We start from the raw sequence: 15,613 nt of genomic DNA, 5'->3' as shown, positions 1-15,613 counted from the left end.
CAGATTGTGGCATTAGTTTTAAGTGAAGAGCAGCAACTACTCAAAGATTCTGCAGAAGGCTTTTTAGCTGAAAAAGCACCTGTAAGCCAGTTGCGTGCGCTGCGTGATAACCGTGATGAAGTGGGCTATTCGAAAGAGTTATGGGTAGAGATGAGCGAAATGGGTTTTGCCGGACTGCTCGTTGATGAAGATAATGGCGGCGTTAATTTCGGTGTTGTTGGCGCAGGTATTGTTGCTGAAGCGATGGGTAAAACGCTATCTGCTTCACCGTATCTGTCCAGCGCTGTTATCGCAGCGTCAGTGATTGAAGCCGCAGGCAGTGATGAGCAGAAATCAGATTTGTTGCCACAGATAGCATCTGGCGAGAAGATTGTGACTTTGGCGATTGATGAGGGTGCTCACCACAACCCCGATAAAATAGCACTTAAAGCAATTAAAACAGACAGTGGCTACACACTAAGCGGTCTGAAAACCTTCGTTTGCGATGGTCATGTCGCTGATACGATTATTGTAGCTGCCCGTACATCCGGTGAAGCAGGCGAAAGCGGCGGTGTTAGCTTGTTCCTCGTTGAAAAGGGCGCTTCGGGATTGATCGTCGACAGGACCGTGATGACGGATAGCCGCAATTGGGCTAAAGTAACCTTTGAGAGTGTGACAGTTTCGTCTGACGCTATGCTCGGTGCCGCAGATGAGGGATTGAGTTTGATTGAGCCTGCATTAGACCGTGCTCGTATCATTGTTGCAGCTGAGCTTTTAGGTGTAGCGCAAGAGTGTTTGGATCAAACAGTAAAATACTTGCAAGAACGCAAGCAATTTGGTGTTTTGATCGGTACATTTCAGGGTCTGCAACATCGTGCAGCGCATCTATTCAGTGAAATAGAGTTAACACGATCTGCAGTGCTTAAAGCGATGCAGATGGCTGATACTGGTGGTGATATTCGCTGGTTCGCAAGCCTTGCTAAGGCTAAAGCATCTAAAACGGCGGAACTCGCGACTAATGAAGCGATACAGATGCATGGCGGCATCGGCATGACTGATGAGTTCGATATTGGTTTTTACATCAAACGAGCCAGAATTTTACAACAGTTCTTGGGCGATAGTAATTTCCACACTGATCGTTTTGCCACATGCTCTAGTTACTAGGATTTTTAACTGTTCGATGAATTGTTCGGGGAGAGACAATGCTTGAGAACTTGCAACTACCGGAAGTAGATCCGGCGACACCGATCGATGATTTGATCGCGATGCTGACAACGCCGACAATGCCTTTTGCCACAACCGAAGCAGAGGTGAATGGTCGTATGCAGACGGTTTTCGCTCACCAACCGGCAACAATGCGTGATGCGTTGATGATGTTTTATGGTCACGGTGACAGAGAGTATCTTGTGTACGGAGACACGCGTCTGACTTTCGCTCAAACCATTGAGAAAGCCAGCCAATTTGCTCAGGCTTTGGTCGATGATTATGGTGTCAAAAAAGGTGATCGTGTTGCGCTGGCTATGCGTAATTATCCTGAATGGGTTATTGCATACATGGGTATTGTTGCGTCAGGCGGCATTGCGGTTTTGATGAACGCTTGGTGGAAAAGCGAAGAGCTTGACTGGGCACTGAAAGATTGTGGTGCTGCGCTTGCTGTTACTGATTGCCGCCGTGCTGAATATATGATGGCTACTGCGGAAGAGCTTGATTTCAAGATCATTGTTGCTCGTGACGAGTTCACGTCTCATCCTCGTCTGAGTGATTTCGATGCAGCTCTTGAAGGTAAAAAACCGATGGCATGGCCTGAGGTTGATATGGACACTGATGATGTGGTCATGATGCTTTATACCTCTGGGTCTACAGGTTTTCCTAAAGGCGCGCCGTCAACACACCGCGGTGTTATCAGCGTTTTGTTTAACTGGATTGTGATTGCGCTCTGTCTCAAGATGCAGGGCAAAGTGAGCAGTGATCCTGATTTTCAGCCAGTGATGCTGGTTGCTGTACCATTTTTCCATGTCACCGGGTTGTTGCCGGTTGCCATGGTTTCTGCGGCTGTTGGCCGTAAGTTGATCATTATGCACAAGTGGGACGTTGAAAACGCTTTTCAGCTTATTGAAAAAGAGGGCGTGACCAGCTTTACCGGTGTCCCTACAATGTCTTACGAGTTTGCTACCAATCCATTACGCAAGAAATATGATCTGTCTACGCTCAGTGAATTAGGCGGCGGTGGTGCCGCCCGCCCGCCTGAACATGTGGCGCTTATAAAGAAAGAATATCCTAATTCCAACCCTGGCATTGGGTACGGTCTGACCGAAACAAACGCTATGGGCGCACTTCTGGCTGGTGAAGAATATGTTGAACGCCCAAACAGTGTGGGCAGAGCAACACCACCGCTTATGTCTGTGAAGATAGTGGGTGATGACGGAAAAGAATGTGTGACAGGCGACCGCGGTGAGATTTGCCTGAAATCAGTCATGAATGTTGCGAAGTATTGGAACAATCCTGCTGCAACGAAAGCGGCGTTTAATGATGGTTGGTTCCATACGGGTGATGTTGGTTACATTGACGATGAAGGTTACATTTTCATAGTAGACCGCTTGAAAGATATCATCATCCGTGGCGGCGAGAACATTAGCTCGCTTGAGGTTGAAGGTGTTCTGCACGGTATCAAAGGCATTGATGATGTTATGGTTTTCTCTTTGCCGGATAAAATGCTCGGCGAAATAGTCGGTACGGTTGTGGTGACAAGTGATCCTGCATTAACACCAGAAAAAATTATTGAAGAAACAGCGACGCATCTAGCTGCTTACAAATTACCTGCACAAATTTGGCTGGTCGATGAGCCGTTACCACTTATCGCGTCTGGCAAGATTGATCGTAAAAATATCAAAGCATATTACCAAGACCTTTGGCGGTCTGAAACTGAGAGGAATGAGTAATGGATTTAGGTTTAAGTAAAAAGGCGACCGCACTGCGCGACCGCATCCGCAGCTTTATTGACGAAAAGGTTATGCCGGTTGAAGAAGAATATCTGAGCGAGGTTGGCAAGGATGGTGAGCGCTTTGCTTACACTGCGCGCATGACGGAAATCCTTGAGAACCTTAAATCTGAAGCCAAAAAAGATGGCCTTTGGAATTTTTGGTTAACGGATTCTGATGCAGGTTTTGGCCTTACGACTGTTGAATATGCTTATCTTGCCGAAGAAATGGGTCGCTCTCATTTGGCAGCAGAGAGCTTTAACTGCAGTGCGCCAGACACGGGCAATATGGAAGTGATAGAGCGCTATGGTACGCAGGAACATAAAGATAAATGGTTGAAGCCACTTCTCGATGGAAAAATCCGTTCTGCTTATCTGATGACAGAACCTGATGTGGCATCTTCAGACGCAACAAATCTGGAAATGAGCGCTGTTCTGGACGGTGACGAGTATGTACTCAATGGTGAGAAATACTGGGCATCAGGTGCAGGAGACCCGCGCTGCGCCCTGTATGTTGTTATGGTGAAAACTGGTGGTGAAGATACGCCGCGCAAGAACCAGCACAGCATGATCTTTGTTGACCCTAAAACGGACGGTATTGAAATACTGCGTCCTATGATGGTGTTTGGGCATGACGATGCACCGCATGGCCACATGCATATCCGTTTCACCAATGTACGCGTTCCAAAAGGGAATTTGATCCTCGGTGAAGGTGCTGGCTTTGAAGTTTCACAAGGCCGCTTGGGCCCAGGCCGTATCCATCACTGTATGCGCTCTATCGGTGCTGCAGAGCGTGCACTTGAGCTACTTTGCCAGCGTGCAACAACACGCGAAGCATTTGGTCGTCCACTTGCCAAACTTGGTGCTAACTACGATATTATTGCTGAAGCTCGTATAAGTATTGAGATGTCTCGCCTGTTGTGTCTGAAAGCGGCATACATGATGGACACGATCGGAACGCAAGCCGCACAGCCGTATATATCGCAAATTAAGGTACAAGCGCCGCGGATGGCACTTGAGGTTATCGATGAAGCTATGCAGATGCATGGTGGGCGCGGTATCAGTCAAGATTTCCCGCTCGCAGCGATGTGGACAGGTCAGCGCACGCTGCGGTTTGCTGACGGCCCAGATGCAGTGCACCGCATGGTGATTGCGCGAACTGAACTGAAGAAATACCGCTCGAATAGTGTCTGAGGTAAGTGAAAATACAACATTAACAGTGGACAATTTGTTCACTGTTAATGGCAAGGTCGCACTGGTAACAGGCGGTGGATCCGGCATTGGCTCAATGGCCACCGAAGCGCTCGTGCGAGCAGGGTGTAAGGTTTATATTGCGTCGCGTCGTCTTGATAGCTGTCAGGCTGTAGCTGACGAGTTGAACGCTGCTGGCCCTGGGACTGTAATCGCTCTGCAAGCTGACCTGAGTACGGAGCAAGGGACATCAGCACTAGCGCAAGAGCTAGCTGACCGTGAAGGCAAACTGGATATCCTGGTTAACAATTCTGGCACAACATGGGGTGCACCTTTTGAAGAGTTTCCGCGTGCAAAGTGGGATTCTGTAATGGCCTTGAACGTTACGGCTGTTGCGGACCTGACCAAGCACCTTTTACCGTTATTGAAGCAAGCTGGTAAATCTGATGATCCTGCGCGTGTTGTAAATCTCGGTTCTGTTGTAGGCACGCGTCCGGTTTCTAATCAGGCGTATAGTTATGGTGCCAGTAAGGCTGCAATTCATCATTTAACACGAATGTTAGCTAATGAATTTGCCTCTATGCACATAACCGTTAATGCAATTGCACCCGGTCCGTTCCCAAGTCGCATGATGGCTCATGTTATTCAGGACGACGCACGTAGGCGTGCGATGGAAGCAAATGTGCCCTTGCACAGATGCGGTGAGCCGGAAGATATAGCAGGTGTGTTGTTGATGCTTTGTTCGCGGGCTGGAAGCTATATTACAGGCGGTATTATTCCGCTTGATGGTGGTTTATCTGCAATGCCATAATTTTAGTAACACGAATCACCTCGAATCAATGATTCGTTTATTAATTCGTGATTCGTTTCAATAGATTATCGCTAATTGCTGAATCAAAACTTGATCATGGAAAAAACGGCGTATCTTACGCTGTAACAGGAGGTGAATATGACAGATACTGTAACAAAAGAACAGCTTTCTGATTACATTGGTAAAGAAACTGGTTTGTCTGATTGGTTCTTGATTGATCAAGAGCGTATCAACAAATTTGCAGAAGTAACCGAGGACTATCAATTCATTCATGTTGATAAAGAAGCGGCTGCAAAAACACCTTTTGGTACGACGATCGCTCATGGTTTTCTGACGCTGTCGCTACTGTCTCACTTGGCGGGTGAAGGTATGCTGCAGGTAGAAGGTGCTGTGATGGGCATTAACTATGGTTGTGACAAGGTACGCTTTTTAGCGCCGGTGAAAGTCGACAGTGAAATTCGGGCGCGGGTTAAGTTGACCGAAGTAACTGAAAAACCTGGTAATCGTTTGTTGGTCAAAAACGAAATCACGATTGAAATCAAAGATGAAAAGCACCCTGCATTGATTGCAGAGTGGCTTACTATGGTTGTTGTTGGCGGTTAGAGCCGTCCATTAGTATTTAAGTTCGGAGATGAGTATGAGCATTTCTTACGAAGGTAAGGTTGCGATTGTAACAGGCGCTGGCGGTGGTTTGGGCCGCAGCCACGCCATTGCCTTGGCGGCGCGCGGCGCAAAAGTTGTTGTGAATGACTTGGGCGGCGATGTGCACGGGCAGGGTGGTTCTTCTGCCGCTGCACAGGCGGTTGTGCAGGAAATAATCGATGCTGGCGGTGAAGCTATTGCGCACGGTGCTAATGTCTGTGATGCGAAGCAGGTGGCCGACATGGTGCAACAAGCCATGGATAAATGGGGCCGCATTGATATCCTGATCAATAATGCTGGTGTGTTGCGCGACAAAACATTTGTAAAAATGGACCTGTCAGACTTTGAATTTGTCATGAATGTTCATGTGATGGGTGCGGTTACATGTACGAAAGCGGTCTGGGACATTATGCGTGAACAAGCATACGGCCGTATTGTGATGACGACGTCTTCTTCTGGTTTGTACGGTAACTTTGGGCAAGCCAATTACGGCGCTGCCAAAATGGCACTTGTTGGTTTCATGAACACACTGTGCCTTGAAGGCGCCAAATACAATATTAACGTCAATTGCCTTGCGCCAACTGCAGCAACGCGTATGACAGAAGGTCTTATGCCACAGGAAGCTTTGGATGTGTTAACGCCTGAGTCAGTAACTGCGGGTGTTCTTACTCTCTGCGACGATGATGCGCCAAATCGCACTATTTTATGTGCTGGCGGTGGCGGTTTCGCCAGAGCTATCGTTTATGAAACTGACGGCATTTATCTGACACCTGATGAGCAGACGCCGGAAAATGTTCGTGCAGCCATTGCTGATGTTGCCGACCCTGAGGGACAACAAGAGTTTGTTCAAGGCGGTCAGCAGACTATGAAATTTGTAACCAAAGCAGCCGCCGTACTTGGCGTAAAAGTAGGATAGGAATTCCCCATGCGTGAAGCAGTCATTGTATCAACAGCTAGAACTCCCATTGGTCGTGCATATCGCGGCTCTCTTAACGCTACTCTCGGCCCAACACTTGGTGCTCATTCTATCTCCCACGCTATAGAGCGTGCCGGCATTGAAGGTGCTGAAGTGGACGACGTGATTATGGGGTGTGCCTTAACTCAAGGCTCTACAGGGCAAAATATTGGTCGTTTGGCGGCACTTCGTGCAGGTTTGCCACCCACAGTTTCCGGTATGACTATGGATCGTCAATGTTCTTCGGGCATGATGGCCATTGCTACAGCAGCCAAACAGATCATCTCGGACGGTATGGACGTTACTGTTGGGGCTGGTATTGACAGTATTTCTGTCGTTCAGAATGAACATATGAACCGTTTTCAGGCAGTTGATAAAAGCTTGGTAGCTATGCATGAGCATACATATATGCCGATGCTGCAAACAGCAGAAGTTGTTGCTGATCGTTACGGTATTACCCGAGAAACGATGGATGAATACGGCCTGCAGTCTCAACAGCGTACAGCTGCAGCACAGCAAGCTGGTAAGCTTGACGATGAGATCGTGCCTATCACAACAAACATGGCTGTTGTGAACAAGGAAACGAAAGAAATGTCATTTCATGAAGTGACTTTGGAAAAAGACGAAGGCAATCGCCCTGAAACAACAATTGAGGGTCTTTCCGGCCTTAAAACTGTGATTGAAGGCGGCACTATTACGGCAGGTAATGCCAGTCAGCTTTCTGATGGCTCTTCGGCATCAGTTTTGATGGAAGCGAAAGTTGCAGAGAAAAAGGGCCTAAACCCACTTGGTATATACCGCGGTATTGCGGTTGCTGGCCTTGAGCCTGACGAAATGGGTATTGGTCCTGTCTATGCAATTCCTAAGCTTTTGAAAGCGAATGGTCTAACGATGGACGATATTGGTCTGTGGGAACTTAATGAAGCGTTTGCTGTGCAAGTGGTTTATTGCCGCGACAAGCTTGGTATTCCGAACGAACTCCTAAATGTGAACGGCGGCGCTATTTCTATTGGCCATCCGTACGGCATGTCAGGTGCACGAATGGTTGCTCATGCGCTCATTGAAGGTAAACGTCGCGGTGCCAAATATGTTGTCAGCACGATGTGTGTTGGTGGCGGCATGGGTGCTGCAGGCTTGTTTGAAGTAGCATAATCAAAAACGGGGCGCTTGTCGCCCCCAATTGGTTTTCACGATAGGGAGACGGCACATGAAGGCTGTATTGTGTAAAGAACTGGGGCTTGCTGACAAGTTGGTTGTGGAAGATGTAGCTACACCAGAAGTAGCGCCGGGCCATGTGCTTGTAGACGTTAAAGCTGCAGGTCTTAACTTCCCGGATACATTGATTATTCAAGGGAAATATCAGGTTAAACCTGATTTGCCTTTTACACCCGGCGGTGAAGGTGCTGGTGTGGTTGCCGCAGTTGGTGAAGGCGTTAAGCATTTAAATGTTGGTGATAAAATTATCTTCATGTGCCAGACGGGTGCATTTGCGGAGCAAGTTGTGGTCCCTGCGATTACAGCCATCCCAATGCCCGATACACTCTCGTTTGAGATGGCAGCTGGTATTACACTGACATACGGCACAAGCTATCACGCGTTGAAGCAGCGTGCTCAGTTACAAGAGGGCGAAACTGTTTTGGTTTTGGGAGCCGCAGGCGGTGTTGGTATAGCGACCGTTGAGCTCGCAAAAGCAATGGGAGCCAAGGTTATTGCTGCTGCCAGTACAGATGAAAAGCTTGAATTCTGCAAAAAGTCTGGTGCAGATGAATTAATTAATTATTCAACTGAAGATTTGAAAGCACGGATTAAAGAGATCACAGGCGGTAAAGGCGTTGACGTTATTTATGATCCTGTTGGTGGTGATTATACGGAAACGGCTTTTCGTAATATGGCGCCAAATGGACGATTACTGGTTATTGGTTTTGCGGCTGGTGATATTCCAAAAGTACCAATTAATTTGTGTTTGCTGAAACAGGCATCATTGGTTGGTGTGTTTTGGGGGGCTTGGGTTGCTAAAAACCCGGGTGAGCAAATGCAAAATATGCAGGAAATTATGGGTATGGTTGCATCTGGTCAGGTGCGAGCCAGCGTGAATGATGTTTTCCCTCTCGCGGATGTTGAAAAAGCATATGCCTGCCTGACAGAGCGGCGGGCAAAGGGCAAAGTTATCCTGACGCCGTAATATTTTACCTATAGTATTGTTCTGCATTTTATTGAGGCGCGCTTATGGTGCGCCTCTTTTTGTTTCTATTGATACCCTACGGCCCTTGAATAAATCTATCATCGCCATATCCTCATAATACAAGGAGAAGTAGTAACGATGAAGGCGCTTCAGTTAATCGTGGGTAAAACGGCGCGTGATCGTATTGTCGAGCATGGACTTACACCCGACTTGATCCGACTTATTGTTGGTGCCTCAGGTGGGCCTAAATGGCTTATATTAAAAGGCCTTGATCGTTTTTTGTGTCACGACTTTTTACCTCAAGCAAAACAGAAGATAGACCTTGTTGGTTCATCTATTGGTGCGTGGCGCATGACAGTTTATGCACACCCGGATACGGGTGTTACATTTGACAAGTTTCTGGAAAGTTATTTTAGTTTCAGGACAGAAACTTTAAAAACCACTGCCGATTTAACACGTGCTTCTTATGACATTTTAAATGAACTTTATCCTGCGGGTGAAGCGCGGCGCTTGATTGATAATCCTCAGCGTAACCTGAATATTGTTGCTGTACGCGGGAAAGGTGTTGCTGGCAGTAAAAAGCAAATGCTTGAAGCTGCAGGCATTGTAGCTGCTGCCGGTGCCAACAGATTGTCTCGCGATAGATTGGACAAGTTCTTTGAACGTGTTGTTTTCCATAGCGGAGAGGGCGCGGCATGCCCAGACGTTTGGCAGGATTTCAGCAGAAAAGACGTAAAGTTAACGCCCGAAATTCTGGCTGATACCTTGATGGCAAGTGGGTCTATCCCTTTTGTATCGGAGCCTTTAATGGATATTGCTGGCGCAGGGCCGGGTGTTTACCGAGACGGCGGCGTTATTGACTATCATTTTGATGTGCCTTGGTCCTATAGCGACGGCATTGTGCTGTATCCGCACTTCTATGACTATATTGTTCCTGGCTGGTTTGACAAAAGTCGGCCAGGTCGACGTGCAACAGGGAAGGTGTGGGATCAAATGTTAATGCTGTCTCCGTCACCAGAATTGGTTGCCTCTCTTCCAGGCGGAAAAATTACTGACAGGACAGACTTCACATCAATGAATGATGATGCGCGGTTAGCCTACTGGCAGTGCGTTGTTGATGAAAGTGAGCGAATGGCTGAAGAGTTTGCTGAATTACTGGACGACCATGGTAAATTAGTGGACAGTTTGCAGAGCGCTCGGGTCGAAATATAAATTTTATGAAGCTTGGTCTTGAGTGCTGATGATTGTTTTTAAGGAGTGGTAATGCCAATAGCGTACCAACATGAGATTTCTTTTAATGCTGACAACCTCTTGTCGAACCACCTTGGTAGTTTAGTTGATGAGTCTGTTAAAAATCACGGCGGTAAAAAAGCATTTAGTTGTATTTTACCGACCGGACATAGCCAGACTATGACATTTCATGAGTTGGGTACGCATTCTGACGCTGTTGCCGCTTACCTCAGGGAAGAGTTGAACTTGCAAACCGGTGATGTGGTTGCCGTGCAATCGCCTAACACACTCGCATACCCTGTGCTGATATGTGGTATTCTCAAAGCTGGCCTGACGATTACAAATGTGAACCCGCTCTACACTGCTGACGAGACCAATCATCAATTGAAAGACAGTGGTGCCAAAATCTGGTTCGTAATTGATGTGTTCGGTGACCGTGTTAAACAATCTACTGAAAATACAAATGTTGAACAGGTATATTGCCTTTCATTGCTAGACTTTTTTCCATCATTGCAGCGACACATGCTTGGCTTTGCCATGAAGTACATAAAAAAAGCCATTCCTGCATTTGAAGGTGAAGCCGCAGGAAGCATGCGCACTGTTATTGACACTGGGATGAAGCACCTTAAGCGTGTTGGCGATACGTCGAAATACCGCGAAGGCCAGTCTGTGTTTGATCCTGCTATCTATCAGTATACGGGCGGCACTACAGGGCGCAGTAAGGGGGCAGTGCTGACACACTATAATGTGGTTGGTAATATGTCACAGGCTGACATGCGCCCTGATAAGCTGGATATCAGGCTTGAAGATGCGTTGTTACTGATCTTGCCTCTCTATCACGTATATGCGCTTGCTGTTGGCGCTCTTGCCTGCATGAATAACGGCGTTCATGTTGTTTTAGTTCCTGTGCCACGGCCTCTTTCGAACCTTAAAGCAGCATTTGATAAATTTGACATTACAATCTTGCCGGGCATCAACACGCTTTATACTGGATTGATGCAGGAAAAGTGGTTCACAGATAGCCCACCTAAAAGTTTGCGCGCTTGTTATTCCGGTGCCGCACCGCTGCAACCGGCAACAGCAAACGCTTGGCATGATCTAACGGGGCTTGAGATATATGAGGGCTACGGCATGACTGAATGCACCTGTGTCGTGAGTTCCATGCCTCTTAATCGCCCACCTAAACGCGGTACGTGCGGTGTGCCTGTACCGGGAACAGACCTTAGAATTGTTGATTCTGAAGGCAATGATTTACCTGTTGGCGAAGCAGGTGAACTGTTGGTGCGGGGCCCTCAAGTTATGAGTGGTTACCTCAATAATCCAGATGCTACGGATGAAGCACTTACTGACGGGTGGCTGCGCACAGGTGATGTTGGCAAGCTGGATGAAGAAGGTTATCTCAGTATCGTTGATCGCATTAAGGACATGATAATTGTATCTGGATTTAATGTTTTCCCTGTCGATATTGAAGATGTGTTAACCAAATATGATGCTGTTCGTGAAGCTGCCGTGGTGGGTGCAAAGCATGAAACAACCGGAGAGAAGGTTGTTGCGTACATTGTGCCTGCTAACGATACGCTAACAACTGACATGGTGACTGCGCATTGTAGGGAACATCTAACCGGTTATAAAGTGCCTAAAACTATTCATTTTGTTGAGGAATTGCCAAAGTCGCCTGTTGGTAAAGTACTAAGGCGCGAGCTTAGAGTTATGGCAAATACTGATTAACCCTGAATACCTTAAAGAGATCAGGGTTAACATTGAGGAACCATCATGGACTTAAAACTTAAGGGCAAAAAAGCGCTGATAACAGGCGGAACGCGCGGTATTGGCGCTGCTATAGTGAAACTGTTGGTTGCAGAAGGCGCAAGTGTTGCCACGTGTGCTCGATCTGAAGATCAAGTTGCTAGGTGTCAGAAAATGCATGACGAGAGCGGTAGCGATGTTCATGTTTCGGTTTGTGATGTAGGGGACAAGTCATCCTATGCCAATTGGGTTAATAATGGCATCAGCGCCTTGGGCGGTATTGATATATTTATCGCAAATGTCAGTGGCGGTAATCAGCCAGGTGAAGCAGGCTGGCAATCGGCATTTAATGTGGATGTTATGGCAACGGTGCGCGGATGTGAGCTCACTATACCGGAAATGGCTAAAAATGGTGGCGGTTCAATCGTCATTATCTCAAGTATTTCTGCATTAGAGTCACTCGGCGGTGCTGGGGCGTATGGTACTATGAAAGCTGGGCTGATCGCATATGCAGGCCAGCTTGCAGAAGATGCCGGGCCACATGGTATCCGCGTTAATGCGGTTTCGCCTGGCCCTATCCATGTAGATGATGGTTTCTGGGGAAGTGTCAAAGCATCTCAGCCAGAGACATATGCTGCAGTTGCTGCACGCCATCATACAGGTAGAATGGGCAGTGTTGATGAAGTTGCAAATGCAACAGTTTTCCTTGCCAGTTCGGCGGCATCATGGGTCACTGGAACAAACATGATTATTGATGGCGGATTTACCAAGCGCGTACAATTTTAAGTGATTTAACTTATTTAAGCTGTCCTTAATAACTGACATATAGTCTAGATTGCGGAAACTCTTCCAAGGTGTTAGCGTAAATTAACACGAACACGGGGGCCGCTAGTTAATGATAAAACGGGTACTAATATTTATTCCTGTCCTGACAGTGTTGCCTATTTTTATAGGTCTCATGTTTTCCATTATTATAAATGGTATGACAGAAATTGATTGGTGGGCTGTCGGTTTAGCCGTTATCGCGGCACTTGCCGTTGCCGTTATTATGTACATGTTCATGATAAACCGGGTTATTCGGCCCAGTACAGCTTTCGTTAATGCCGTGGATAGACTGGTGGAAGGTGACGAGATTGATAAAGTCGCGTTGCGGAAAAGATTTGCTGGCCGCAGTGACATGTTGAACGCTTTTGATAGTATGGCCGATCAATTTAAATCAATTCACAAGCAACTTGAAACAGCAAGCATGATACAGGCACAGCTGGAAGCGGTTGTAAAAGATAAGCATGACAACGAAGAAATTCTGAAAGAACAGCGAAGTGCGTTTGCTAAACTCGCGAATGAACTTTCCAAGGCGCGCGATGCGGCTGAGTCAGCGAATGTTGCGAAGTCCGAATTTCTTGCAACCATGAGTCATGAGATCAGAACACCACTTAATGGTGTTATTGGTATGATTGAGCTACTGCTTGATTCTGAGCTTGATGAAAGTCAGCTTTATTTTGCTCAAACTCTCCATCAGTCTGGCCAGACCTTACTTACTGTTATCAATGATATTCTGGATATTTCCAAACTTGAAGCAGGTAAGGTTGATCTTGAATTTAAATCAATGCGATTTAGCCGTGTTGTTGAAGATACTGTTCACTTCCTTGAACCAAAAGCGTCCGAAAAAGGCCTGAATATAAGCTGGAAACCTGATGAGGAAGTGCCAGACATTATTGTGTCTGACCCTACGCGGTTGCGCCAGATTCTCTTTAACCTTGTCGGCAACGCAATTAAATTTACGGAGCGCGGCGGTGTAAGCATTTCTGTGCAGCAAATAAGTGCGCGTGATAATAAGTTAACATTGAAGGTATCTGTCCAGGATACAGGTATCGGCATCAATGCTGATGCACAGAAAAAATTATTCCAGAAATTTACTCAGGCTGATGCGTCAACAACGCGTCGGTTTGGTGGTACAGGTTTGGGTCTCGCAATTTGTCGTCAATTATGTAGCTTGCTTGGTGGTGATATCGGTGTTGACAGTGAAGAGGGCGAAGGCTCTTGTTTTTGGTTTACGTTCCAATGTGAAATAGGCGAAAAAGCCGACCTTGTGGCTGATGATAAGCGTGTTGTTGTAACGAATATGCGCGACGCGCAGGCAATCAAAAAATTACGTATTCTAATCGCTGATGACAATATGATTAATCAGCGCATATTATCCAATATGCTTGGAAAATTAGGACATGACCTTGAAGCTGTTGAGAACGGTGCGCTTGCATGCTCAATGGTTGAAGAGCATGACTTTGATTTGGTTTTGATGGATATACAAATGCCTGTGCTGGGCGGTATTGACGCGACAAAATGGATCCGGGCAATGGACGCCGATAAATCAGGCATTCCTATTATTGGCTGTACCGCTGATGCCTTCCCTGAACAGTTAGAGAGGTTTAAACAGGCAGGTATGCAGGACGTTGTAACCAAGCCGATAAATCGCCAACGGTTGCTGACATCTATAAACACTGTCCTTGATGAAGAAATCCATGTGACTGCGCTTGTTGAAAATGAAGCTAATACTAAGGTGCTGGTATCCGGTTTTAATGAAAAAAAGAATAAAGTAGATGCAGATTCAGGTGCGCACAGCGTTGACCCCTTGGACGCATTACTGGATGATCTGCATTAGAGTTCATTGCTAATTTATTTTTGTTTGTGCGGATATGGAAACTTAAACGTGGATAAATTAGCTAATTTTTAGCATATTTTTTTAATTTCACGAAAATATCAGTTGAATGCTTTAGTGAAAACACTCACATGTGCGTCCAATATATAATTCGCTTTACTGTCGGAGAGTAGACATGGCTGGACCAACAGGTGCCATCGCGGCAATTGGTAATACACCGCTCATTAAATTAAAATATGCATCTGAACTAACCGGATGTACCATTTTAGGAAAGGCCGAGTATGCAAACCCTGGCGGGTCGCTGAAAGATCGCCCAGCTCTTAACATTATTGAGGATGCCGAGAAAAAAGGCCTGCTGGAACCTGGTGGTTTAATCGTTGAAGGCACGGCGGGAAATACTGGTATTGGCCTGACAGTAGTTGCTAATGCAAAAGGCTACCGCACGCTTATTGTAATGCCGGAAACGCAGGCGAAAGAAAAGATAGATACACTGCGTGTTATGGGGGCAGGCCTCAAGCTTGTGCCAGCCGCACCTTATTCAAACCCAAATAACTTTCAGCATGTTGCAAGACGCCTTTCTGAAGAACTTGCGAGCAGTGAACAGCACGGTGTTATATGGGCAAATCAATTTGACAATGTTGCAAACCGCGAAGCCCACGTGAAGACAACAGCGCAAGAGATATGGCAGCAAACTGAGGGCAAGGTTGATGCCTTTATCACTGCCGTGGGCTCAGGTGGTTCGCTGGCTGGTACAGCCATTGGCCTTAAAGAACATAACAAGGATATTGTTATTGGCCTTGCTGACCCTATGGGCGCAGCGATGTATAGCTATTTCAAAACCGGCGAGCTCAAGTCTGAGGGCGGCTCTATATCGGAAGGTATTGGTCAATCACGGATAACAGCCAATATTGACGGCGCACCGATTGATGAAGCGTTCCAGATATCAGATCAGGAAGGTGTTCCACTTGCGTTTGATCTGCTCGCCAAAGAAGGTTTGTGTGTTGGCTCGTCTTCAGGAATTAACCTTGCTGGCGCTATCCGGTTGGCCAAGCAAATGGGACCAGGGCACACTATAGTAACGCTGCTTTGTGACAGTGGGCTGCGGTATCAGTCCAAGTTGTTTAACCCTGAATTCTTGCGTAGTAAGGATTTGCCTGTTCCGGCTTGGTTGTCTTAGTTATTTGCAGTACGGTTCGAATTACTTCTCCGGTAATATGAATGTGATTAATTTTGCCTCGTTTTCG

Annotated in this window: 13 protein-coding genes; all 13 read left to right on the top strand. The window is 46.7% G+C overall.

Annotation, left to right across the window (positions count from 1 at the left end):
• The first annotated feature begins 6 nt into the window (after positions 1-6).
• The 13 genes from OEU88_RS12085 (at position 7) to OEU88_RS12025 (ending at position 15,546) form a co-directional block, all read left to right on the top strand.
• Positions 7-1,143 (top strand): acyl-CoA dehydrogenase family protein, encoded by a 1,137-nt coding sequence (locus tag OEU88_RS12085; RefSeq protein WP_262695431.1) that lies wholly within the window; start codon positions 7-9, stop codon positions 1,141-1,143.
• A 38-nt stretch (positions 1,144-1,181) separates the two neighbouring features.
• Positions 1,182-2,918 carry a class I adenylate-forming enzyme family protein gene (locus OEU88_RS12080; protein WP_262695430.1) on the top strand — a complete coding sequence of 579 codons (1,737 nt, stop codon included), beginning with the start codon at positions 1,182-1,184 and terminating at the stop codon, positions 2,916-2,918.
• The gene (locus OEU88_RS12075) at positions 2,918-4,150 is read left to right on the top strand and encodes an acyl-CoA dehydrogenase family protein (RefSeq protein WP_262695429.1); all 1,233 of its coding nucleotides are present in this window, start codon (positions 2,918-2,920) and stop codon (positions 4,148-4,150) included. Before OEU88_RS12080 ends, OEU88_RS12075 begins: the two co-directional genes overlap by 1 nt.
• Complete coding sequence (locus OEU88_RS12070) at positions 4,143-4,958, top strand: SDR family oxidoreductase (protein WP_262695428.1); 816 nt, start codon at positions 4,143-4,145, stop codon at positions 4,956-4,958. The genes OEU88_RS12075 and OEU88_RS12070 overlap by 8 nt, the downstream gene beginning before the upstream one ends.
• A gap of 138 nt (positions 4,959-5,096) precedes the next feature.
• Positions 5,097-5,561 carry a MaoC family dehydratase gene (locus tag OEU88_RS12065; RefSeq protein ID WP_262695427.1) on the top strand — a complete coding sequence of 155 codons (465 nt, stop codon included), beginning with the start codon at positions 5,097-5,099 and terminating at the stop codon, positions 5,559-5,561.
• 34 nt (positions 5,562-5,595) lie between these two features.
• On the top strand, positions 5,596-6,516 hold the full coding sequence (locus tag OEU88_RS12060; RefSeq protein ID WP_262695426.1) for an SDR family NAD(P)-dependent oxidoreductase: 921 nt from the start codon (positions 5,596-5,598) through the stop codon (positions 6,514-6,516).
• 9 nt (positions 6,517-6,525) lie between these two features.
• Positions 6,526-7,707 (top strand): acetyl-CoA C-acyltransferase, encoded by a 1,182-nt coding sequence (locus OEU88_RS12055; protein WP_262695425.1) that lies wholly within the window; start codon positions 6,526-6,528, stop codon positions 7,705-7,707.
• A 55-nt stretch (positions 7,708-7,762) separates the two neighbouring features.
• The gene (locus OEU88_RS12050) at positions 7,763-8,737 is read left to right on the top strand and encodes an NADPH:quinone oxidoreductase family protein (protein ID WP_262695424.1); all 975 of its coding nucleotides are present in this window, start codon (positions 7,763-7,765) and stop codon (positions 8,735-8,737) included.
• Positions 8,738-8,875: 138 nt separating this feature from the next.
• Entirely contained in the window at positions 8,876-9,949 is a 1,074-nt protein-coding gene (locus OEU88_RS12045; RefSeq protein ID WP_262695423.1) for a hypothetical protein, read from the top strand.
• A gap of 51 nt (positions 9,950-10,000) precedes the next feature.
• Positions 10,001-11,695, top strand: a complete 1,695-nt coding sequence (locus tag OEU88_RS12040; RefSeq protein ID WP_262695422.1) for a long-chain-fatty-acid--CoA ligase — start codon at positions 10,001-10,003, stop codon at positions 11,693-11,695.
• Between the two features lie 45 nt (positions 11,696-11,740).
• The gene (locus OEU88_RS12035; RefSeq protein WP_262695421.1) at positions 11,741-12,499 is read left to right on the top strand and encodes an SDR family NAD(P)-dependent oxidoreductase; all 759 of its coding nucleotides are present in this window, start codon (positions 11,741-11,743) and stop codon (positions 12,497-12,499) included.
• Between the two features lie 109 nt (positions 12,500-12,608).
• Entirely contained in the window at positions 12,609-14,372 is a 1,764-nt protein-coding gene (locus OEU88_RS12030) for an ATP-binding protein (protein ID WP_262695420.1), read from the top strand.
• Positions 14,373-14,544: 172 nt separating this feature from the next.
• Positions 14,545-15,546 carry a cysteine synthase A gene (locus tag OEU88_RS12025; RefSeq protein WP_262695419.1) on the top strand — a complete coding sequence of 334 codons (1,002 nt, stop codon included), beginning with the start codon at positions 14,545-14,547 and terminating at the stop codon, positions 15,544-15,546.
• Positions 15,547-15,613 lie beyond the last annotated feature (67 nt).

The organism is Kordiimonas aquimaris (assembly GCF_025574485.1).
GTDB lineage: Bacteria > Pseudomonadota > Alphaproteobacteria > Sphingomonadales > Kordiimonadaceae > Kordiimonas > Kordiimonas aquimaris.
This window is presented reverse-complemented; position numbering and strand designations above follow the sequence as displayed.